The sequence below is a fragment of the Salinarimonas sp. genome, assembly GCF_046292825.1.
Classification (GTDB): Bacteria; Pseudomonadota; Alphaproteobacteria; order Rhizobiales; family Beijerinckiaceae; genus Salinarimonas.
The window spans coordinates 12,772-32,328 of the sequence record NZ_JBKBQG010000036.1 but is presented as its reverse complement, the minus strand read 5'-3'; the positions used below and the strand labels follow the sequence as shown (position 1 = coordinate 32,328).

Sequence of the window (19,557 nt, the reverse complement as noted above, 5' to 3'; positions counted from 1 at the left end):
GCGACGCCGGCGCCTTCACTTTTGTAATCAGGGCAATTCCGTAAGGGAAAGCGCGCGGCCTCCGCTGGAACGTGGGGTCGCGAAGCGTCGTTGCCTCGCATGGTCCACCATCGGCAGGAGAACGCGCCTTCATGGCCGAGCTGACGCAATGGCTGATCTCGATCGTGACGTTCGCGCTGGCGCTCGGCCTCGCGCACGCGGCGCATGCGCTCGCCTATCGGGCGCTGGCGCGGCTCGCGAAGGGCGAGGATCTGTTCTGGCGCGCGATCGTCACGCGCAGCCGGCGCCCGACGCGGCTCGCCGCCTATCTCTCCGCGCTCGTGATCGCGCTCGGCCTCGCCCCGCTCACCCGCGTCCAGGCGGCGCTCCTCGGCCACGTCTTCGTCGTCGCCGTGATCGTGCTCGCGACCTGGCTCGCGATCGTCGCGGTGCACGTCTTCACCACGCTGCACCTGCGCCGCTTCAAGCTCGACACCGAGGACAACCTGCTCGCCCGCAAGCACGTGACGCAGTCGCGCATCCTCGAGCGCACGGCGCAGATCCTCGTCGTGGTGCTCGGCACCGCGGCCGCGCTGATGACCTTCGAGGGCGTGCGGCAATACGGGGTGAGCCTCCTCGCCTCGGCGGGCGTCGCGGGCATCGTGCTCGGCCTCGCGCTGCAGCCGCTCCTCAAGAACCTCGTCGGCGGCATCCAGCTCGCCGTCACCCAGCCGATCCGCCTCGACGACGCGGTGATCGTCGAGGGCGAATGGGGGCAGATCGAGGAGATCACGGCCACCTACGTCGTGGTGCGGCTGTGGGACCTGCGCCGCATGGTGCTGCCGCTGAGCTGGTTCATGGAGAACCCGTTCCAGAACTGGACGCGCGAGAGCGCCTCCCTGATCGGCAGCGTCATCCTCCATGTCGACTACACCGCCCCCGTCGCGGCGCTGCGCGCAAAGCTCGCCGAGATCGCCGCCGCCTCCGAGCACTGGGACGGCAACGTGGTCGGGCTGCAGGTGACCGATTTCACCGAGCGCACGATGGAGCTGCGCATGCTGGTGAGCGCCCGCAATGCCGGGGCCGCCTTCAACCTGCGTTGCGAGGTCCGCGAGAAGATCGTCGCCTACCTCAACGCCGAGCACCCGCAGGCGCTGCCTCGCACGAGGGCGGAGATCTCGAGGGAGGACGTGCCGCGCACGCGCGCGCAGATGTCGGGCGCGGGGATCGCGCGCGAGGGGTGAACCCGCGCCCTTCACCGCCCCGCCCGCCCGTGCTACAGGCGCCCGTCCTTCGCGCGATCATGCACGGTGCCGCCGATGAAGCCCGTCAATTCCGTCTATGCCGGCCTCGGCACCACGATCTTCGAGGAGATGTCGCGGCGCGCCCGGGAGACCGGGGCGGTCAATCTCGGCCAGGGCTTTCCGGACGATCCGGGCCCGCTCGACGTGCGCGAGCGCGCGGCGCGGGCGGTGGTCGAGGGCTGGAACCAGTACCCGCCGATGCTCGGCCTGCCGGAGCTGCGCCAGGCGATCGCGGCGCATTACCGGCATTGGCAGGGGCTCGACCTCGATCCCGAGCGGGAGGTGATGGTGACCTCGGGCGCCACCGAGGCGCTCGCGGGCGCGCTCCTCGCTCTGATCGAGCCGGGCGACGAGGTGGTGCTGTTCGCGCCGATGTACGACGCCTATCTGCCGCTCGTGCGCCGCGCCGGCGGCGTGCCGCGCGTCGTGACGCTCGAGCCGCCCCGTTTCGCGCTCGACGAGGCGGCGCTCGCCGCGGCGTTCTCGGACAGGACCAAGGCCGTCCTGTTCAACGATCCGCTCAACCCGACGGCGACCGTGTTCTCGCGCGAGGATCGCGCGCTCCTCGCGCGGTTCTGCGTGGCGCACGACGCGATCGCGATCTGCGACGAGGTCTGGGAGCACATCGTCTTCGACGGGCTGCGCCACGAATCGCTGATCGCGGAGGAGGGCATGCGCGCGCGCACCGTGAAGATCGGCTCGGCGGGCAAGATCTTCAACCTGACCGGCTGGAAGGTGGGCTTCGTCTGCGCGGCGCCGGAGCTCCTCGGCACGCTCGCCAAGGCGCACCAGTTCCTCACCTTCACGACCCCGCCCAATCTGCAGGCGGCCGTGGCCTACGGGCTCTCCAAGGAGGACGCGTTCTTCGAGGGACTGCGCGCGGATCTCGCCCGCTCGCGCGACCGGCTCGCGGCCGGCCTCGCCGCGCTCGGCCACCGCGTCCTGCCGGCGCAGGGCACCTATTTCCTCAACATCGACATCGCCGGGACGGGCGAGGACGACGTCGCCTTCTGCCGAAGGCTCGTGAGCGAGCACGGCGTCGCGGCGATCCCGGTCTCGGCCTTCTATCCCGGCGGGGAGGTGCGCTCGGTGGTGCGCTTCTGCTTCGCCAAGCGCGACGAGACGCTCGACACGGCGCTCGCGCGGATGGCGGGGGCGTGAGCCCCCGGTAATCGCCTCAGCGCCGGGCGGTCTTGCCGCGGGCGGGCAGGAGGCCTTCGCGCTGCGCCTGCTTGCGGGCGACCTTGCGGGCCCGACGGATGGCCTCGCCGCGCTCGCGGGCGCGCTTCTCGGAGGGCTTCTCGTAGGCCCGACGCTTCTTCATCTCGCGGAAGACGCCCTCGCGCTGCATCTTCTTCTTGAGGACGCGCAGGGCCTGATCGACATTGTTTTCGCGAACGACGACTTGCAACGAATAGTCCTTTCCAGCATGCGACACGCGCGCCGCGGCGAGCGGCACACCCGTCTCGTGAACGGAGCCGGCGAGCCGAAGGTACCCCGCGCCAAGCGCGCGATGCGAAGCGCCGAAGGCGCCCTGCGGGCGGGGTGGCGAACGGATCGTCGCGGCCTCGCGCGGGACGTGCGCGGAGCCGACGCGGTGTGACGATCCGAGCGAAAGAGCTCGCGTGACCCCTCCTTTATGGGCCGTTCGGACGCAGGATTCAACCCTGACGGTTTTTGCGGGCCCTCGTCGCGCGCCGATGGCACGCGGATCGGTTCGCTCCGACGCCGCGTTGAGTCCCGACCGAGACCAAGAGCAGAGAGGAGACGTCCCATGCATCGATCCATGCACCGGCTCGTGCCCCGCCTCCCGCACGCGAGCGCCGTCCACACGCGCATGGCCCAGGCGCTCGTCGCCTTCACGACCCTGATGGTCGGGGTCGCCGTCGGCGTCGCGCAGACGCTCACGCCCGACCAGCCCGGCGTCGCCCCGCCCGCTCCGCAGACGGCGCCCGGCTTCCAGATCTGGTGGTTCCTCGTCGCGATCGTGATCATCGCCGCGATCTGGATCGGCGTCGGAATGATGCGATCTCGTCGCACGCCGCGCTGAGGGGTGGTCCTGCGACGCTCTCGCCCCTACATCGTCTGGGAACGCGGGTCGCCCCGCACACGTTTTCGGGATTAAACTCGCAACGGCTCGGGTCCCCCGCGAGCAACGGACATATCAGGAATGAGAATGGCCACGCGCAAGCTCTCCGTTCACGCGCTCGTCGCGGCGTTCCTCGTCGCGGCGGGGCTCCTCCTCGCGGCGCAGCCCGCGCAGGCGCGGGAGGTGCCCTACAGCGACTTCGTCGGAGCGGTGGAGCGGGGCGAACTCGCCTCCGCGCGCATCCGCGGCCAGGTGATCGAGGGCACGACGCTCGCCGGTCAGCGCCTCGACACCTTCATGCCGGAGAACGCGGAGATCGTGCCGCTCCTGCGCGAGAACGGGGTCCAGATCACCGCCGCGCCGCCCCCGCGCGACGGCGGTTCGCTGTTCGGCGCGCTCCTGCCGATCCTGCTCCTGGTGGCGCTCTTCGTCTTCCTGATGCGGCGCATGCGCGCCGGCGGCGGCGCGCCCGGAGGGCTCACCTCGATCGGCAAGTCGAAGGCGAAGCTGCTCACCGAGGCCCATGGCCGCGTCACCTTCGAGGACGTGGCGGGCATCGACGAGGCCAAGGAGGATCTCCAGGAGATCGTCGAGTTCCTGCGCGATCCGCAGAAATTCCAGCGTCTCGGCGGGCGCATCCCCCGCGGCGTTCTCCTCGTCGGCCCTCCGGGGACCGGCAAGACGCTCACCGCGCGCGCGGTCGCGGGCGAAGCCGGGGTGCCGTTCTTCACGATTTCGGGATCGGACTTCGTCGAGATGTTCGTCGGCGTCGGCGCGAGCCGCGTGCGCGACATGTTCGAGCAGGCCAAGAAGAACGCGCCCTGCATCATCTTCATCGACGAGATCGACGCGGTCGGCCGTCATCGCGGCGCGGGCCTCGGCGGCGGCAACGACGAGCGCGAGCAGACCCTCAACCAGCTTCTCGTCGAGATGGACGGCTTCGAGGCGAACGAGGGCATCATCATCATCGCGGCGACGAACCGCCCGGACGTGCTCGACCCCGCGCTCCTGCGCCCGGGTCGCTTCGACCGCCAGATCGTGGTGCCCAATCCGGACGTGACGGGCCGCGAGAAGATCCTCGGCGTCCATTGCCGCAAGGTCCCGCTCGCGCCGGACGTCGACATCAAGACGGTGGCGCGCGGCACGCCGGGCTTTTCCGGCGCGGATCTGATGAACCTCGTCAACGAGGCGGCGCTGCTCGCCGCCCGGCGCGGCAAGCGCGTCGTCACCATGCAGGAATTCGAGGACGCGAAGGACAAGGTGATGATGGGCGCCGAGCGCCGCACCCTCGTCATGACCGACGACGAGAAGCGGCTGACCGCCTATCACGAGGCGGGTCACGCCATCGTCGCGATCAACGTCCCCGCGACCGACCCCGTTCACAAGGCGACCATCATCCCGCGCGGGCGCGCGCTCGGCATGGTCATGCAGCTGCCCGAGCGCGACAAGCTCTCGATGAGCTTCGAGCAGATGACCTCGCGTCTCGCCATCATGATGGGCGGCCGCGTGGCCGAGGAGATGATCTTCGGGCGCGAGAAGGTCACCTCCGGCGCCCAGTCCGACATCGACCAGGCGACGCGGCTCGCCAAGATGATGGTCACGCGCTGGGGCTTCTCCGACGAGCTCGGCGCGGTCTCCTACGGCGACAACCAGGACGAGGTCTTCCTCGGCATGCAGGTCGGCCGCCAGCAGCAGGTCTCTGAGGCGACGGCCCGCAAGATCGACGCGGAGGTCCGCCGCTTCGTCGAGACCGGCCTGTCGGAGGCGCGGCGCATCCTCACCGAGAAGCGCGATCAGCTCGAGCTGATGGCGAACGCGCTGATCGAGTACGAGACGCTTTCGGGCGAGGAGATCCGCGAGCTGCTCGCCGGCCGTCCGCCCAAGCGGGCCGAGGCGACGCCCTCTCCCGCGACCGTCCCGGCCTCCCGCTCGGGCATCCCGGTCACGAAGCCGACCTGACCCCTCGGGTTCGCCGCAAGCGCAGCGAGGCTGCGGCGACCCTCACCTCCGAGCCGACCGAGTGCACGCCTCGTCGCTTCTGCATGCGATCCGCCTCGATGTCGGGCTTTTCCTTCCCCTCAGGGGAAGGTGGCCCGGCGGCGAAGCCGACGGGTCGGATGGGGTCATTCGCAGCGAAGCTGCGAAGGGGCGTCGTCGTCGCGCTCCTTACGTAAGGAGAAGCCCAACGCCCCTTCGACCCTTCGGGTCGAATGACCCCATCCGTCTCCGACCCCTGTTCGGGGTCGGAGCCACCTTCCCCTGAGGGGAAGGAGAGCGGTCGCACCGGCTTCGTCGAACGCATGCACGACAGCCGAGGTGCCTTCGCGCTTCGCAAACCGCGAGATCTCCAGGAACTCCGGTGGGAAGGGGTGGGGGAACGTCATCCCCTCCGGGCTCCCTCCACGCTTGTCATTCGCCGCCGCCGCCCTTAAGCCGTCCGCGACGACGGACGAGACCGCGAGACATCTCCCATGCGCGCCCTCAGGCTTCACGGCGACCGCGACCTGCGGCTCGAGACCCTGCCCGATCCCGAAATGCCGGGTCCGGGCGAGGTGCGCATCCGCGTGCGCGCGGTGGCGCTCAACTTCCTCGACGTCTGGGGCTTTCGCGGCATGGCGTTTGCCAAGCGCAAGCTGCCGCAGGTGGCGGGCGTCGAGTGCTCCGGCGAGATCGAGGCGATCGGCGCGGGCGTCGAGGGCTTCGCGATCGGCGACGTGGTCGTGCCCTACGGGGCGGAGACCTGCGGCGAGTGCCGCGCCTGCCGCGAGGGCCGCGACAATCTGTGCGAGAACGTCGCCGGCATCCTCGGCTTTCACGTCGACGGCTTCGCCCGCGAGCTGATCGTGCGCCCCGCCCGTCTCGTCGTGAAGGCGCCTGCGAGCGTCTCCTTCGAGGACGCGGCCTGCGCGGCGATCGGCTTCGGCACCGTCCAGCACATGCTCTTCGACAACGCCAAGCTCGAGCCCGGCGAATCGATCCTCGTCCATGCCGGCGGATCGGGGATCGGCACCGCGGCGATCAAGATGGCCAAGGCCATCGGCTGCACGGTCTACACGACGGTGGGCGACGACGAGAAGGGCGAGAAGGCGCGCGCGCTCGGCGCCGACCACGTGATCAATTACCGCACCGAGCGCTTCGAGGGCGAGGTGCGGCGGCTGACGAAGCGCAAGGGCGTCGACGTCGTCTTCGAGCATGTCGGCGCCGACACCTGGAACGGATCGCTCCTGTGCCTCAAGCGCGGCGGCCGGCTCGTGACCTGCGGCTCGACCTCGGGCGTCTCGACGACCATGAACCTCATGCAGCTCTTCCAGCAGCAATACCGGATCTTCGGCTCCTTCGGCTGCTCGATGGCCAATATCCGCCAGTCGCTCGAGAAGATGGCCGGCGGCATGAGCCCGGTGATCGATTCGGTCTTCCCGATGGAGCGCTTCGCCGAAGGCCTCGAGCGGCTCGAGGGACGGCGCGTGTTCGGGAAGGTCGTCGTCACTCTGTGAGCGTGCCCGCTCCCCGAAGCGGATCGTTCTCGATCAGGATCGGCGAGCCGTGCGGCGTCGCCTGCGCGGCGCGCTGCCAGGCGGCGGCCCGGGCGGCGATCGCCTCGTCCGACAACCCGGCCCGGTCGGCGAGGAGGCTCTCGAGCGCGCGGACCCAGGCGCGCCAATAGGCCTCCTCGGCGCAGACGCCCTGCGTGCCCTCCATCTCCTTCAGCGCCGCCCCGAGCCGCGGCGCCCATTCGCTCCAGGCGAACAGCCCGCTCTCGGAGAGGCTCACCGCGAGCGCGAAGGCCTCCGCCTGCCAAGGCTCGGAGAAGACCGTCTCCGCGAGGTCGGGAGCGCCCTCAGGCGGGGTCGAGATAGCTGTCCCAGGCATCGATGCTCACCCGGATCGTCGGATCGGCCTCCGCGCCCCAGAGTTCGGGGCCTTCGAAGACGATCGTGTAGAGATGGCGCGGCGCCTCCCCCGCGCCATGGGCGTGGGCGTCGGGGAAGACGTGGGCGCCGTGGTGGAGGGCGACCGTGCCGACCTTGCCGCGGGCGTAGCGCGGCAGGCGGGTGTGCCCCGTCGGGTTCATCACCTTCGTGCGCACGCGATCGCCGATCGCGAAGCGCGGCTCCTCGGCGGCTGCGCGGTCCGTCGGCGCCCCGCGCGCGAGGCTCGCCGCGACCTTCTCCGCCGCGAGCGGTCCCCGCGGCAGCGGGGCGGGCGGGGCGAGCGCGCGCCCGGCGGCGATCTCGTCGGCCGTCGCCAGCCCGCGATCGACGAGCAGGCGCTCGAGACCGCGCGTCCAGATCTCGAAATAGGACGCGGCGAGATAGGTCGCCGGCGGCAGCGATTCGCGGGCGTGGCGCGTCATGTCGAGGTTCCAGGCCCCCGTCGCGCCCATCGCCAGGGTCAGTGCGAAGGCGCGCCGCTCCCAGGGCGCATGGAAGGGCGGCTCGTTCTCCTCGCGCACGACCGGCCCGAAGCCGTGCATGCCGCCGAGATCCTGGGGCCCGTTCATGCCGGCGCCTCCCCGATCGTCGAGGGATCGCGAACCGCGCCCACGCCGATCATCGAATCGCGGGTGACGAGATCGGCGAGCGCCTCCTCGCTCCAGCCCTCGGTCCCGGGCGGGCGCATGGGCACGACCAGATAGCGCGTCTCCGCGGTCGAATCCCACACCCGCACCGAAATGTCCGCCGGCAGCGCGAGGCCGAGCTCCGCGAGCACGCCGCGCGGGTCGATCACGGCGCGCGAGCGGTAGGCGGGGGTCTTGTACCAGGTCGGCGGCAGGCCGAGCACCGTCCAGGGATAGCAGGAGCACAGCGTGCAGACGACGAGATGATGCTCGGTCTCGCTCTGGAAGACCGCGATCATGTGCTCGCCCTGCCGACCGGTGAAGCCGAGCTCGGCGATGGCGGCGGTGGCGTCGCGCTCCAGGCGCGCGCGGTAAGCGGGATCGCTCCAGGCCTTGGCGACGACGCGGGCGCCGTTGCGGGGGCCGACCTTGGTCTCGTAGGTGTCGATCAGCGCATCGAGCGCCGCCGGATCGACATAGCCCTTCTCGACGAGGAGCGATTCGAGCGCCTTCACCCGCGCCGCCATCGGCGAAAGGTGGCTGTGGCCCTCGTGATCGTGATGGTCGTGATGATGATCGCCGTGATGATCGTGGTCGTCGTGCATGCGCGCGCCTCCCTGCGGGGGAGATTAGCCTCGGCGCGCGGCGACCGGAAGACGGGTCACGCACAAATCTTCATTGCCCGCGCCGAATCAAGTGAGAATTGCATACCGGTCGCGGATCCGCCACTCCTCGTGTTTTCCTCCCCGTCGCCGGGCGCGGCTATCGCGCCGCGCAATGACGGCGCCTCACCGCATCATCAGAACCGGCGTGCCGACCCGCACGCGGCTCTTCAGGTCCAGCACGTCCTCGTCCGTCATGCGGATGCAGCCGTAGCTCGCGGCACGGCCGATCGAGGCGCGCATGGTGCGGGTGGTGCCGTGGATGGCGTTGATGCCGTCGTCGAGGGTGAGCGCGGCCGCGCCCATCGGGTTCGACGGGTGCCCGCCGGGGATGAGATCGGGCAGATGCGGGTTGTCGCGGCGCACGATCTCGGGCGGCGTCCAGGCAGGCGCGCGGTGGAGCCCGTCGATCCGCCGCCAGCCGGTCCACATCTTGTCGGCGCGCGGCACGGCGACGCGGTAGCGGATGGCCGTGCCGTCGCCGAGATCGAGATAGAGCGCGCGCTCGGAGGCGCTCACCACGATCGCGCCGCGCGGCACGTCGAGGGCGAAGGGCACGCGCTCGCGCGCGCTCGCGGGGGCGGCGGCGAGGAGCGCCGCGAGGATGGGGGCGAGGAGGGGAAGAGGCCGCATCGTCCGCTCTCGTTCTTTCCGGGATCGGTCCCGACGATCTGCGCCCACGCTCCTCGCAATCGCGTCGCCGGACAGGGTGAACGAAGCCTCAATCCGCGGGCAGGGTGAGCGGGCCGGTAACGACATCCGTCGAATCCGCGGGATTTCGGCGTCGGGCTCGTTTTCCAGGGGCGCAGGAGGGTGCTAGGGTCGGGCGACCCGATCGCCCGGAGCCCGTTCGTCCCCATGCCCTCGCCTCTCGACGGCGCCAAGATCCTCCTCGTCGTCGGCGGCGGCATCGCCGCCTACAAGGCGCTCGACCTGATCCGGCGGCTGCGCGAGCGCGGCGCGGGCGTGACCTGCGTGCTGACGGCGGGCGCGCAGCATTTCGTCACGCCGCTCGCGGCGGCGGCTCTGTCGGGGGCGAAGGCCTATACGGATCTCTTCGACCGCGACGACGAGGCCGATATCGGCCACATCAAGCTCGCGCGCATGGCGGACGCGATCGTCGTCGCGCCCGCGACCGCCAATCTCATGGCGCGGATGGCGACGGGCCAGGCGGACGACCTCGCGACGACCGTGCTGCTCGCCACGCGCGCGCCGATCCTGATCGCGCCGGCGATGAACGTCGCGATGTGGCAGCACCCGGCGACGCGGCGCAATCTCGCGACGCTCGTCGGCGACGGCGTTGCGGTGGTGGGGCCGAACGAGGGCGCGATGGCCGAGGCCGAATGGGGGCCGGGCCGGCTCGCGGAGCCCGTCGAGATCGCCGACGCGCTCGAGCGGCTCCTCGCCGCGCGCGCCGAGGCGGGACCGCTCGCCGGGCGCCACGTCCTCGTCACCTCCGGGCCGACCCACGAGCCGATCGACCCCGTGCGCTACATCGCCAACCGCTCCTCGGGCCGCCAGGGCCACGCCATCGCGCAGGCCGCCGCGCAGGCCGGGGCGCGGGTGACGCTGGTCTCCGGGCCCGTGACGATCCCGGATCCGCCCGGCGTTTCCGTCGTCCGCGTGGAGAGCGCGCGCGAGATGCTCGCCGCCGTCGAGGCCGCCCTGCCCGCCGACATCGCGGTGATGACGGCGGCCGTCGCCGATTGGCGGGCGGCGCAGGCGCCGACGCGCAAGATCAAGAAGGTGCCCGGCGCGCCCCCGCCGCCGCTCGCGCTCGCGCTCAACCCCGACATCCTCGCGAGCCTCGCCGCGCGGACGGAAGATCGCCCGACCCTCGTGGTCGGCTTCGCCGCGGAGACCGATGCGGTCATCGAGAACGCCCGCGCCAAGCTCGCCGCGAAGGGCTGCGACCTCGTCGTCGCCAACGACGTCTCGGAGGCGGGCGGCGGCGTCATGGGCGGCGCGCGCAACGCGGTCCACCTCGTCTCGGCGGAGGGCGTCGAGGACTGGCCGCTGCTCCCGAAGGAGGAGGTGGCGCGGCGTCTCGTCGCGCGCCTCGCGCAGCTCCTCGCGGCGCGGCGGGGGACGGTGGGGGAGGGCGGGGCATGAGCGCGCGCGACGAGACGCTGATCGTCAGGGTGAAGCGCCTGCCCCACGCCGAGGACCTGCCGCTGCCGGAATTGCAGAGTGCAGGCGCGGCGGGGCTCGACCTGAGCGCGGCCATCGGGCATAATACGTACGTCACGCTCGATCCGTTCGAGCGCGCGCTCGTCCCGACGGGCCTCGTGCTGCAATTGCCCTCGGGTTTCGAGGGGCAGGTGCGGCCCCGGTCCGGCCTCGCCGCGCGGCACGGCATCACGGTGCTCAATTCCCCCGGCACCGTGGACGCCGATTACAGGGGCGAGGTGATGGTCTGCCTCGTCAATCTCGGCCGGGACCCGTTCCGGATCGAGCGAGGCATGCGGATCGCGCAGCTCGTCGTCGCTCCGGTGACGCGGGTACGGCTGGAGGCGGTCGCCGTGCTCGACGAGACCGAGCGGGCGGGGGGCGGTTTCGGCTCGACGGGTGTTTGAGGCTGTTTTCGGGGGCTATCGATCACGATGATACTTCTGTCACGCCGTTCTCTCCTCGCCATCGCCGCGGTGGTGGACATCGCGCTGCACGCGCGCCCGTCGCCGGTCGCCGCCAAGGTGCTGGCGCATCGCCACAATCTTCCGCCGCGCCATCTCGAGACCGTGCTGCAGGCGCTCGTGCGCTTCGGCATCCTCAAGGGCGTGCGCGGCCCGCGCGGCGGCTACGAGCTCGCCCGCGAGCGCCGACGGATCACCGCGGGCGACGTCGTGCGCGCGGCGATGAGCGTCACCGGCGAGGACGGGCTGCCGCCGCTGCCGGAATCGCAGCTCGTCGACGTCGTGATCGGCCCGGTCGTGCGCTCGGCCGGGGAGGCCTTCCTGGGCGAGCTCGACGCGATCACGATCGACGACCTCTGCCGAAGGGCCGAGGAGCAAGGCGTCAGCGAGGACGACGGGCCGGCCGGCACCTACGATTTCGCGATCTGAGCCTCGCGCGATCCCACGATTTCGCGATTTCTGCCGGGCGACCGTTCGGTCGGGCGACTTTTCGCGTGGAATGCGTTAGGAGACTATCCGAAGCAGCCACCGGAGGACCCCCCACATGGCCGATACGCCAGCCGAGCTGCCCCGCACCAGCGGTCGCGGCAAGATCTACGGGTCGATCACCGAGACGATCGGCGACACGCCGCTCGTCGCGCTCGATCGTCTGTGCGCGGAGCGCGGCGTCGCGGCGCGCATCCTCCTCAAGCTCGAATTCTTCAACCCGATTGCGAGCGTGAAGGACCGCATCGGCGTCGCCATGATCGAGGCGCTGGAGGCGCAGGGTCTCGTGCGCCCCGGCGCGACCCTGATCGAGCCGACCTCGGGCAATACCGGCATCGCGCTCGCCTTCGTGGCGGCCGCGCGCGGCTATCGGCTGATCCTCGTGATGCCCGAGACGATGTCGATCGAGCGGCGCAAGATGCTCGCCTTCCTCGGCGCCGAGCTCGAGCTCACCCCCGGACCGCTGGGCATGAAGGGGGCGGTGGCGCGGGCGAACGAGCTGCGCGAGGAGATCCCCGGCGCGATCATCCCTCAGCAATTCGCCAACCCCGCCAATCCCGAGATCCACCGCCGCACCACGGCCGAGGAGATCTGGAACGACACGGGCGGCGCGGTGGACGCGATCGTCTCCGGCGTCGGCACGGGCGGCACGATCACCGGCTGCGGCGGCGTGCTCAAGGCGCGCAAGCCGGGCTTGCACATGATCGCGGTCGAGCCCGAGGACAGCCCCGTCCTCTCCGGCGGGCAGCCCGGGCCGCACAAGATCCAGGGCATCGGCGCGGGCTTCGTGCCGCAGGTGCTCGATCGCTCCGTGATCGACGAGGTGATGACGGTCGGCAATCAGACCGCCTTCGACACCGCCCGGGCGCTCGCCCGCATCGAGGGCATTCCCGGCGGCATCTCGACGGGGGCGAACGTCGCCGCCTCGCTGGAACTCGCCGCGCGCCCCGAGATGGCCGGCAAGACGATCGTCACCTTCGCCTGCTCCTTCGCCGAGCGCTACATCTCGAGCGCGCTGTTCGAGGGGCTGTGAGGCGGGGCGCGCGGCTCATCCCGCCCGCTCGAGCACGAAGAAGAACGGGCGCGGGTCGTCGCGCATGTCCATGAGCCCGATCAGCCGGCCGGGCGCGATCGCCCGGAAATGGTCGACGATCGGCAGCGCGTCGTAGATCATCGCGGTCGAGACGATGCCGCGATGCTCGACCACCCGCAGCCGCGCCTTCGGCCCGCGCGCTTCCGCGAATCGGGGGGCTGCGGCGACGGCGAGGCGCCCGAGCCGCGAGCCGACGAGGCGCGGCGCCGCGACGACGAGGCGCAGGGGCACGAGCGCCGGATCGAGCGGCACGACGCGCCCGCGCAGCGTCGAGAACAGGAGCGGGTCGGCGTCCTCGGGGCCGGCGAAGGCCTTGCCCCACCAGCCGAGCCGCTCGAGCATGCCGTCGAGCGGATGGCCGGTCGGCAGTCCGCCGCCGCGCCAGCGCCCGACGATCTCCTCCGGTCGCACCGGATCGGCGCCGTCGAAGGCGGCGAGCGCCGACGCGAGATCCGCGCGCGCGCGCTCCTGCCGACGGCCGGCGGCGTGGCTGTCCTGCGGCCTCATCCTCGTCTCTCCCGTCTCGTCCCGGGGGACAACGCGGGAGGAGGCCGGTCGGCGCGGTGGAAAATCGAGACCGCGCACGGGCTCAGGCGAAAGTGCGACGACGCAGCGCTGCGGTTTCCCTTGTCAAGCCGGTTTGAAAGAGGCTAATCAACCGCCGCTGCGGGGTGCGAACGTACCCGGCGGTCCATGCGCCACACGTCACGTCACGCGCCTCGCCGGCAGTCTGGAGTTTCCGCATGAACTCGTTCGAGCTCAACAAGATCATGGGTGCCGTGTTCGGCGCGCTCTTGTTCGTGGTCGGAGTGGGCGTCCTCTCGGATGCGCTCTTCACGCCGCGTCCGGCGGGAATCGCCGGCTATGCCCTGCCCACCCCCGAGGGCGTCGTGACCGAGGTCGCGGAAGCCCCCGCCGAGGAGCCGCTGCCGATCCTGCTCGCCGCGGCCGATCCGTCCCGTGGCGAAGCGGCCATGCGCGCCTGCGCGAGCTGCCACAGCTTCACGCCGGGCGGCCCCAACGGCGTCGGCCCCAACCTGCACGACATCGTCGGCGGTCCCAAGGCCCATATCGACGGCTTCGGCTATTCGGCGGCGATGCGCGAGGCCGGCGCGCGCGGCGAGGTCTGGGGCTACGAGGAGCTCTACGGCTTCCTCGCCAATCCGCGCGGCTACATGCCCGGCACGTCGATGTCCTTCGCGGGCGTCCGCTCCGCGCAGACCCGCGCCGACATGATCGCCTATCTCGCCTCCATCACCGCGAACCCGCCGCCGCTGCCGGAGGTCGCCGAGGCGCCCGCCGGGGAAGGCGCGCCCGCCGTCCAGTGAGCGCGGTTCGGATGTCCCGCGACGTCGAGAGGGGCCGGGCGCATGCCCGGCCTTTCGCGTTCATGGGCCCTTCGCCATGTTCCGTTTTTCGGTCGCGGCGGGACGGCGCGCGTTGTAGTCTCCCGCCGAGGCATTCGCTCGAGATGGTCGTGACCGGTCGATGAGTTCGAACTCGCATCTGCGCTTCCGTCGCAACCTGATCTCGGGGCTGCTCGTCGTCATCCCGCTCTGGGTGACCTATTTCGTCGTCTCCTTCATCATCGACATCCTCGTCTCCGCCGGGCGCCCCTTCGCGCTGACGGTGGCGCGCAACGTGCGCTCCGACTACGCGCTCTTCGCCGATCTCCTCGCGCAGACCTGGTTCCAGTCCGCGCTCGCGCTCCTCATCGTCCTGATGGGGCTCTATCTGATCGGCGCGGCCGCCAACGCCGTGATCGGCCGGCGCATTCTGAAGATGGTCGATCAGATCATCGACTACGTCCCCTTCGTGAAGACCGTCTATTCCGCGACCCGCACCCTCGTCTCCTCGCTGCAGACGGGGGAGGACGGCAAGGGTCGCCAGCGCGTCGTCCTCATCGAGTTCCCCTCCCGCGACATGCGCGCGCTCGGCTTCGTCACCGCGACCTTCCACGCCGCCGATACCGGCGAGGAGATCGCCGCCGTCTACGTTCCGACGACGCCGAACCCGACCTCGGGCTATGTCGAGCTCGTGCCCACCGCGCGGCTCGTCTTCCTCGACTGGTCGGCCAACGACGCGATGAGCTTCATCGTCTCGGGCGGCGCGCTGACGCCGGGGCGCATCCGGATGACGCCGGGGCCGGCGATCCTCCAGCCCGAGGCGCACGCGACCGACCGTCCGATCACCCTCGTGCGCGATCCCGATCCGCCGCTGCGGGCCCCCGCCCCGCGCGATCCCGCGGACGCGTGAGGGCGCATGCAGGCTCTGGCGGCCGGCATTCCCCTCGCGGCGATCCTCGCGGCGATGCTCGGCCTGCGCTGGTCGGCGGCGCGCGCGGGTCTCGTCGGTCTCGTCCTCGCGCTCGCGGTCGCCCTCCTCGCCTTCGGCTACGGCCGCGCGATCCTGCCCGAGCTCGGGCCCGGCCGCGCCGTCGGCTTCGCGCTCCTCGAAGCCGCCTTCACGGCGGGGACCATCGTCTGGATCGTCTTTCCGGCTCTGTGCATCTACGAAGCCCAGGAGCGCTCGGGCGCCTTCGCGGCGATCCGGGACGCGCTGTCGCGGGTCTCCGATGCTCCCCGCGTGCTGGCGCTCCTCGTCGCCTTCTTCTTCGGCCTGTTCATGGAGGGCGCGGCGGGCTTCGGGACGCCGGTCGCGCTCGCCGCTCCCCTCCTCGTCAGCCTCGGTTTTTCGCCGCTCAAGGCGGTCGCGCTCGCGCTGATCGGCCATTCGGCGGGCGTGTCCTTCGGCGCGATCGGCACGCCGATCCTCGCCCAGGCCGAGATCACCGGCGTGCCCGCTTCCGAGATCGCCGCGCGCACGGGGCTCTACCACGCGCTGATCGGGGCCCTCCTCGTCGTCATTCTGGTGCGGCTCGCCGAGGACGCGCCGCTGCGGCGCGCCGATCTCGGCCTCGCGCTCCTCGCCGCCGCCTGCTTCTTCGCCCCCGCCCTCCTCCTCGCGACCTTCGTCGGCCCCGAACTGCCGACGCTCGGCGGCGCGGTCGTCGGGGTGGGGCTCTTCGTCCTGGCGCTGCGCGTCGCGTCGAAGCGGACGGCGCGCGTCGACGCGGCGCCGCTCTCGGCACGCGCGCTCGCGGCGGCGAGCCTGCCCTATCTCGTCGTTGTCGCCCTCGTCCTCCTGACCCGCCTCGTCCCGCCCCTCCAGGAGGCGCTGCGGAGCGTCGCGGTGGCCTGGAGCCTCGAGGGCGGCTTTTCGGGGCGCTTCGAGGCCCTCTACCATCCCGGCACGATCCTCATGCTCGGCTTCGTCGGCGGCGTGCTGGCGCAGGGCGGGAGCCTCGGCGCGATCGGCGGGGCGATGGCGCGGGCGGGGCGGCGGCTCGCGCCGGTCGTCGTGGCGCTGCTCGCCATGCTCGCGATCGCGCGGCTGATGGTGCATGCGGGCATGATCGACGCGCTCGCCGAGGCGGCGGCGGGGATCGGGCCGCTCTGGCCGCTCGTCGCGCCGGCGGTGGGCGTGCTCGGCACCTTCGTGACGGGCTCCGCGACGGCCTCGAACATCCTCCTGTCCGAGTTCCAGGGCCAGACCGCGCGCGCGCTGGGCCTCGCGTCGACGCCGCTCCTCGCCGCGCAGAGTTTCGGGGCGGCGGTCGGCAACATCGTCGCGCCGCACAACATCGTGGCGGGCGGCGCGACCGTCGGCCTCACCGGCCGCGAGGGTCCGATCCTGCGCCTGACGGCGCCGGCCTGCGCGCTCTACACGCTGCTCGGCGGGTTGCTCGTCCTCGCTCTCGTGGGATGGCGCCCCTGATGCCGGCCGCGCCCCCGCCCCGCCCCGACCCCGGAGGACCGACGCCATGATCACCACGCCGACGCCCCCGCCCGCTCCCTTCCGCTCGCTCTTCGTGCGCGCGGGCGACGGCCTGCGGCTCCACGCGCGCGTCTACGGGCAGGCGCCCGACGCGCACCCGCCCGTCGTCTGCCTGCCGGGGCTCACCCGCAACGCCCACGATTTCCACGATCTCGCGCTCGCCCTCTCGACCCTCGAGGGCCGTCCGCGCCGGGTGATCGCCCTCGATTATCGCGGCCGCGGCCTCTCCGCCCACGATCCGGACTGGCGGCGCTATTCGATCGAGGTGGAGAGCGGGGACGTGCTCGCGGTCCTGGCGGCGGCGGGCGTGGCGGAGGCGATCTTCGTCGGCACCTCGCGCGGGGGGCTGATCACGATGGCGCTCGCCGCCACGCGACCGACGCTGATCGCGGGCGCCGTCCTCGTCGATGTCGGGCCCGTCGTCCAGGCGAAGGGGCTGATCCGCATCCGCTCGGCGCTCGCCAAGATGCCGCGGCCGAAGGGGTGGGAGGAGGCGATCGAGGCGCTGCGCCGGCTCAACGACGCCCAGTTTCCGGCGCTCGACGAGGCCGGCTGGCGCAAGCTCGCGGAGGGGATCTTCCGCGAGCCGGGGGAGGGGGACAAGGGGAGCGGCCTCGTGCCGACCTACGATCCGGCGCTCGTGAAGACGCTCGAGGTGCTCGATCTCGAGCAGGAGCCGCCCGCTCTGTGGCCGCTCTTCGAGGCGCTCGCCCACGTGCCGGTGCTCGTCGTCCGCGGGGCGCTCTCGGACGTGCTCTCGCGCGAGACGCTGACGGCCATGCTCGCGCGTCACCCGCGCATCGCGGCCCACGAGGTGCCCGGCCAGGGCCACGCGCCGCTCCTCGACGGCGAGACCGCCGCGCGGATCGTCGCCTTCATCGACGCGGCGGAAGCGGGTGACGATCGAGATCCGTCAGCGCCGCCCGCTGCGGCAGAGGCGGCAGGGGAGATTCGAGGAGAGGCGCGCCGGGAGGCACCTGCGCAGACGCCTCCGCAGACGCCTCAGGAACCGCGTCTGCCGAAGGCAGGCTCGCACCCGGGCTTCCCGCCACGGCCGGCGTGACGACGGACGCCGCGACCGGCGCCGTGCGCGCGCGCGCGGGGACCGGGGGAATCGTCGGTTCGGCTGCCGCGTCCGGGCTCGCGAGCGAGAGCCGCGCCTGCCAGCCGGCGGGCAGCTGCGCGCCGAGCTCGGCCTCGACCCGCCCGGCGACCTGCCGATAGAGGCTGCGGCCTTCCAGCACGAGCGCGCCTTCGGCGAGCCGCGCCTCCCCCTCGGCGAGGCGGGAGAGGGCGACGAGCGCCGCCTGCGTCACGGGCTCGGGCGCGGCGAGCGCGGCCGCGTCGACCGCCATCTCGTCGAGAACGGGTTCGGCCACGAAGCGCGTCTGCGCGAAGGCGAGGATCGCGGCGCGCTCGGCCTCGCTCGCCACCGCCCCGGTGAGCCGCAGCGTCCGCGAATCGCGGATCGCGGCGAAGGGCGCGGGCGGCGGCGGCAGCACGGCGGCGACCGGCGCAGGCGCGGGTTCGCTCGGGCGCGCGGCGGCGAGAGCGTCGAGATCGGGCGTGTCGAGCGCGGCGCTCTCGGCGGGGGCGGGCTCCTCGACGATCGATCCCGTCACCAGCGGCGCCTCCGGCTCGCGCGGCGCGACGAGGAGCACGGCGCCGAACGCGGCGAGGCCCGCGATCGTGATTCCGGCGGCGGCGAGCGCGAGGCGCGGGCCGGCGGGGGCGGCGTCCGAGGACGCGTCTCGAGGCGTGTCGGTGTCCGTCATGGGCGGCAAGCTGTCCGCAAAGCGTGTCGAAACCGAGGCCGATCCTGCGCTTGGCGGGTTAGGGCCGCGTTAACCCTCGATCTTTCGCCGACCCCGATTTTTCCGCTTGCAATCCCGATCGGCCTGGTCCATTAGAACGGCCTCGCCGACGGCGACGCGACAGCGACGCGGCCGGCACGGAGCGGTGCGGGTGTAGCTCAGGGGTAGAGCACAACCTTGCCAAGGTTGGGGTCGAGGGTTCGAATCCCTTCGCCCGCTCCAAACTCCCATCGCGGCGATCGCGACACAACAGGCGGCCTCCGGGCCGCCTTCGTCGTTTTCGGGCGCGGCCCCGCTTCGGCTCCTGCCCGTGAACCCACCCTTGCACCCGCGCCGCCGCGCTGCTACCCCATCCCTCGACGGCGCTCCCTCCGCGCCCGCCGGCTTAGCTCAGCTGGTAGAGCACCCGCCTTGTAAGCGGAAGGTCGTCGGTTCGATCCCGACAGCCGGCACCAACATTATCAATGAGTTAGTGCTGCCTGGGCACCCGCGTTTAGAACGCCCTGGCGGGTGCGTTTAGCCTTTCTTCACCTCGATCTGTTCGCAAGGTGGTCGAAACTGCCTCATCCGCCTGCGCGCTCGGCACGCTCGCGCGCAGCAAGGCGCAGCCGCGCCGGCGTGCTTCGTCGGCCGCGCGCACGAGTGCCGGATCGACAGGCAGGTAGGTCGCCTGGAGGGCGCGAGCGTCGTCGATCTGCTTCCCCAACTTCGCAGCAAGCGCGCCGGGGCCGACGCTTCCGGCGAGCACCTCGACCGCGCCTGAGCGACGCGTGTCCATGATTGTGCGGAGCTGCGTATCCCACGCCACGGCGACGATGCAAGCGAGCCCCTTGTATCCGCGGCGTCAGGCGGCCTTCACGAGGCGCACGACCTCCCCCTCGCTCCAGCGCAGAGCACGGCGCGGCTGCCCCTGGCGGCGAATGCCGGCGCTCGGGCCCTGGCCGAGGAGGCAGTAGCGCATCGCGCTCGCGACCTTCCAGAGCGCGCGCCACGTCTTGATCAGGCGCCAGGCGGTGTCGACGCCCTTCTGCGCGAGCGGCACAAGAGTCGAGCGCAGACGAGCAGCCACGTCGCCACCACCCTGTCCGGAAAAGGTCGACTG

At 71.8% G+C, this 19,557-nt stretch carries 21 protein-coding genes and 2 tRNA genes; 15 read left to right on the top strand and 8 right to left on the bottom strand.

All coding sequences use genetic code 11. The features are described from left to right. Nucleotides 1–131: 131 nt before the first annotated feature. Together ACK4UM_RS15765 and ACK4UM_RS15760 are read left to right on the top strand one after the other, a co-directional pair. A complete protein-coding gene (locus tag ACK4UM_RS15765) occupies nt 132–1,223 on the top strand; it encodes a mechanosensitive ion channel family protein (protein WP_409800876.1) in 1,092 nt (363 codons plus the stop codon). 75 nt (nt 1,224–1,298) lie between these two features. Further along, the gene (locus tag ACK4UM_RS15760; protein WP_409800903.1) at nt 1,299–2,444 is read left to right on the top strand and encodes an aminotransferase; all 1,146 of its coding nucleotides are present in this window, start codon (nt 1,299–1,301) and stop codon (nt 2,442–2,444) included. 16 nt (nt 2,445–2,460) lie between these two features. Here the strand turns inward: ACK4UM_RS15760 and rpsU are convergent, their stop codons facing one another. After that, entirely contained in the window at nt 2,461–2,694 is a 234-nt protein-coding gene (gene rpsU, locus ACK4UM_RS15755) for a 30S ribosomal protein S21 (RefSeq protein ID WP_409800874.1), read from the bottom strand. Nucleotides 2,695–3,057: 363 nt separating this feature from the next. Between rpsU and ACK4UM_RS15750 the strand changes: the two genes are divergently transcribed. The 3 genes from ACK4UM_RS15750 (at nt 3,058) to ACK4UM_RS15740 (ending at nt 6,866) form a co-directional block, all read left to right on the top strand. Next, nucleotides 3,058–3,333 (top strand): hypothetical protein, encoded by a 276-nt coding sequence (locus ACK4UM_RS15750; RefSeq protein WP_409800872.1) that lies wholly within the window; start codon nt 3,058–3,060, stop codon nt 3,331–3,333. A gap of 126 nt (nt 3,334–3,459) precedes the next feature. Continuing rightward, a complete protein-coding gene (ftsH, locus tag ACK4UM_RS15745; RefSeq protein WP_409800870.1) occupies nt 3,460–5,331 on the top strand; it encodes an ATP-dependent zinc metalloprotease FtsH in 1,872 nt (623 codons plus the stop codon). A 512-nt stretch (nt 5,332–5,843) separates the two neighbouring features. Continuing rightward, nucleotides 5,844–6,866 (top strand): zinc-binding dehydrogenase, encoded by a 1,023-nt coding sequence (locus tag ACK4UM_RS15740; RefSeq protein WP_409800868.1) that lies wholly within the window; start codon nt 5,844–5,846, stop codon nt 6,864–6,866. Here ACK4UM_RS15740 and ACK4UM_RS15735 read toward each other — a convergent pair. The 4 genes from ACK4UM_RS15735 to ACK4UM_RS15720 all read right to left on the bottom strand — a co-directional run bounded on the left by ACK4UM_RS15735 (nt 6,856) and on the right by ACK4UM_RS15720 (nt 9,225). Further along, nucleotides 6,856–7,242, bottom strand: coding sequence for a nitrile hydratase accessory protein (locus ACK4UM_RS15735; RefSeq protein WP_409800866.1), 387 nt, complete (start codon nt 7,240–7,242; stop codon nt 6,856–6,858). The genes ACK4UM_RS15740 and ACK4UM_RS15735 overlap by 11 nt on opposite strands. Then, complete coding sequence (nthB, locus tag ACK4UM_RS15730) at nt 7,211–7,873, bottom strand: nitrile hydratase subunit beta (protein WP_409800865.1); 663 nt, start codon at nt 7,871–7,873, stop codon at nt 7,211–7,213. Before nthB ends, ACK4UM_RS15735 begins: the two co-directional genes overlap by 32 nt. Further along, entirely contained in the window at nt 7,870–8,535 is a 666-nt protein-coding gene (gene nthA / locus ACK4UM_RS15725; protein ID WP_409800863.1) for a nitrile hydratase subunit alpha, read from the bottom strand. Before nthA ends, nthB begins: the two co-directional genes overlap by 4 nt. Nucleotides 8,536–8,718: 183 nt before the next feature. After that, nucleotides 8,719–9,225 carry a L,D-transpeptidase gene (locus ACK4UM_RS15720; protein ID WP_409800861.1) on the bottom strand — a complete coding sequence of 169 codons (507 nt, stop codon included), beginning with the start codon at nt 9,223–9,225 and terminating at the stop codon, nt 8,719–8,721. A 225-nt stretch (nt 9,226–9,450) separates the two neighbouring features. Between ACK4UM_RS15720 and coaBC the strand changes: the two genes are divergently transcribed. The 4 genes from coaBC to cysK all read left to right on the top strand — a co-directional run bounded on the left by coaBC (nt 9,451) and on the right by cysK (nt 12,744). After that, entirely contained in the window at nt 9,451–10,704 is a 1,254-nt protein-coding gene (coaBC, locus tag ACK4UM_RS15715; protein ID WP_409800860.1) for a bifunctional phosphopantothenoylcysteine decarboxylase/phosphopantothenate--cysteine ligase CoaBC, read from the top strand. Continuing rightward, complete coding sequence (gene dut, locus ACK4UM_RS15710) at nt 10,701–11,168, top strand: dUTP diphosphatase (protein ID WP_409800858.1); 468 nt, start codon at nt 10,701–10,703, stop codon at nt 11,166–11,168. Before coaBC ends, dut begins: the two co-directional genes overlap by 4 nt. A 27-nt stretch (nt 11,169–11,195) precedes the next feature. Continuing rightward, on the top strand, nt 11,196–11,654 hold the full coding sequence (locus ACK4UM_RS15705) for an RrF2 family transcriptional regulator (RefSeq protein ID WP_409800856.1): 459 nt from the start codon (nt 11,196–11,198) through the stop codon (nt 11,652–11,654). 115 nt (nt 11,655–11,769) lie between these two features. Further along, nucleotides 11,770–12,744 (top strand): cysteine synthase A, encoded by a 975-nt coding sequence (cysK, locus tag ACK4UM_RS15700; RefSeq protein ID WP_409800854.1) that lies wholly within the window; start codon nt 11,770–11,772, stop codon nt 12,742–12,744. A gap of 15 nt (nt 12,745–12,759) precedes the next feature. Here the strand turns inward: cysK and ACK4UM_RS15695 are convergent, their stop codons facing one another. Beyond that, nucleotides 12,760–13,311: a DUF4334 domain-containing protein gene (locus ACK4UM_RS15695; protein ID WP_409800852.1), complete on the bottom strand. Its 552-nt coding sequence runs from the start codon at nt 13,309–13,311 to the stop codon at nt 12,760–12,762. A 236-nt stretch (nt 13,312–13,547) separates the two neighbouring features. On the opposite strand from ACK4UM_RS15695, the gene ACK4UM_RS15690 reads away from it, so the two are divergent. From ACK4UM_RS15690 to ACK4UM_RS15665, 6 genes are all read left to right on the top strand, one after another. Continuing rightward, nucleotides 13,548–14,132, top strand: a complete 585-nt coding sequence (locus tag ACK4UM_RS15690) for a c-type cytochrome (RefSeq protein WP_409800850.1) — start codon at nt 13,548–13,550, stop codon at nt 14,130–14,132. A 160-nt stretch (nt 14,133–14,292) separates the two neighbouring features. Beyond that, complete coding sequence (locus ACK4UM_RS15685) at nt 14,293–15,060, top strand: DUF502 domain-containing protein (protein ID WP_409800848.1); 768 nt, start codon at nt 14,293–14,295, stop codon at nt 15,058–15,060. A 6-nt stretch (nt 15,061–15,066) separates the two neighbouring features. Beyond that, nucleotides 15,067–16,581 (top strand): L-lactate permease, encoded by a 1,515-nt coding sequence (locus tag ACK4UM_RS15680; protein WP_409800846.1) that lies wholly within the window; start codon nt 15,067–15,069, stop codon nt 16,579–16,581. A 46-nt stretch (nt 16,582–16,627) separates the two neighbouring features. Then, a complete protein-coding gene (locus ACK4UM_RS15675) occupies nt 16,628–17,704 on the top strand; it encodes an alpha/beta fold hydrolase (protein WP_409800844.1) in 1,077 nt (358 codons plus the stop codon). A gap of 898 nt (nt 17,705–18,602) precedes the next feature. After that, nucleotides 18,603–18,677, top strand: a tRNA-Gly gene (locus tag ACK4UM_RS15670). A gap of 157 nt (nt 18,678–18,834) precedes the next feature. Next, nucleotides 18,835–18,910, top strand: a tRNA-Thr gene (locus ACK4UM_RS15665). A 38-nt stretch (nt 18,911–18,948) separates the two neighbouring features. On the opposite strand, the gene ACK4UM_RS15660 is transcribed toward ACK4UM_RS15665, so the two are convergent. Together ACK4UM_RS15660 and ACK4UM_RS15655 are read right to left on the bottom strand one after the other, a co-directional pair. Beyond that, nucleotides 18,949–19,233 (bottom strand): hypothetical protein, encoded by a 285-nt coding sequence (locus ACK4UM_RS15660; protein ID WP_409800843.1) that lies wholly within the window; start codon nt 19,231–19,233, stop codon nt 18,949–18,951. A gap of 66 nt (nt 19,234–19,299) precedes the next feature. Beyond that, nucleotides 19,300–19,524 carry a hypothetical protein gene (locus ACK4UM_RS15655; protein WP_409800841.1) on the bottom strand — a complete coding sequence of 75 codons (225 nt, stop codon included), beginning with the start codon at nt 19,522–19,524 and terminating at the stop codon, nt 19,300–19,302. Nucleotides 19,525–19,557 lie beyond the last annotated feature (33 nt).

Bases quoted from the DNA above. Each gene is read 5' to 3' on its own strand.
- ftsH (WP_409800870.1), top strand. From the start codon at position 3,460: ATGGCCACGCGCAAGCTCTCCGTTCACGCGCTCGTCGCGGCGTTCCTC.
- dut (WP_409800858.1), top strand. From the start codon at position 10,701: ATGAGCGCGCGCGACGAGACGCTGATCGTCAGGGTGAAGCGCCTGCCC.
- ACK4UM_RS15705 (WP_409800856.1), top strand. From the start codon at position 11,196: ATGATACTTCTGTCACGCCGTTCTCTCCTCGCCATCGCCGCGGTGGTG.
- nthA (WP_409800863.1), bottom strand. From the start codon at position 8,535: ATGCACGACGACCACGATCATCACGGCGATCATCATCACGACCATCAC.
- coaBC (WP_409800860.1), top strand. From the start codon at position 9,451: ATGCCCTCGCCTCTCGACGGCGCCAAGATCCTCCTCGTCGTCGGCGGC.
- ACK4UM_RS15765 (WP_409800876.1), top strand. From the start codon at position 132: ATGGCCGAGCTGACGCAATGGCTGATCTCGATCGTGACGTTCGCGCTG.
- ACK4UM_RS15675 (WP_409800844.1), top strand. From the start codon at position 16,628: ATGATCACCACGCCGACGCCCCCGCCCGCTCCCTTCCGCTCGCTCTTC.
- ACK4UM_RS15680 (WP_409800846.1), top strand. From the start codon at position 15,067: ATGCAGGCTCTGGCGGCCGGCATTCCCCTCGCGGCGATCCTCGCGGCG.
- ACK4UM_RS15660 (WP_409800843.1), bottom strand. From the start codon at position 19,233: ATGGACACGCGTCGCTCAGGCGCGGTCGAGGTGCTCGCCGGAAGCGTC.
- ACK4UM_RS15695 (WP_409800852.1), bottom strand. From the start codon at position 13,311: ATGAGGCCGCAGGACAGCCACGCCGCCGGCCGTCGGCAGGAGCGCGCG.
- ACK4UM_RS15760 (WP_409800903.1), top strand. From the start codon at position 1,299: ATGAAGCCCGTCAATTCCGTCTATGCCGGCCTCGGCACCACGATCTTC.
- ACK4UM_RS15740 (WP_409800868.1), top strand. From the start codon at position 5,844: ATGCGCGCCCTCAGGCTTCACGGCGACCGCGACCTGCGGCTCGAGACC.
- ACK4UM_RS15750 (WP_409800872.1), top strand. From the start codon at position 3,058: ATGCATCGATCCATGCACCGGCTCGTGCCCCGCCTCCCGCACGCGAGC.
- ACK4UM_RS15720 (WP_409800861.1), bottom strand. From the start codon at position 9,225: ATGCGGCCTCTTCCCCTCCTCGCCCCCATCCTCGCGGCGCTCCTCGCC.
- nthB (WP_409800865.1), bottom strand. From the start codon at position 7,873: ATGAACGGGCCCCAGGATCTCGGCGGCATGCACGGCTTCGGGCCGGTC.
- ACK4UM_RS15735 (WP_409800866.1), bottom strand. From the start codon at position 7,242: ATGCCTGGGACAGCTATCTCGACCCCGCCTGAGGGCGCTCCCGACCTC.
- ACK4UM_RS15690 (WP_409800850.1), top strand. From the start codon at position 13,548: ATGAACTCGTTCGAGCTCAACAAGATCATGGGTGCCGTGTTCGGCGCG.
- ACK4UM_RS15685 (WP_409800848.1), top strand. From the start codon at position 14,293: ATGAGTTCGAACTCGCATCTGCGCTTCCGTCGCAACCTGATCTCGGGG.
- cysK (WP_409800854.1), top strand. From the start codon at position 11,770: ATGGCCGATACGCCAGCCGAGCTGCCCCGCACCAGCGGTCGCGGCAAG.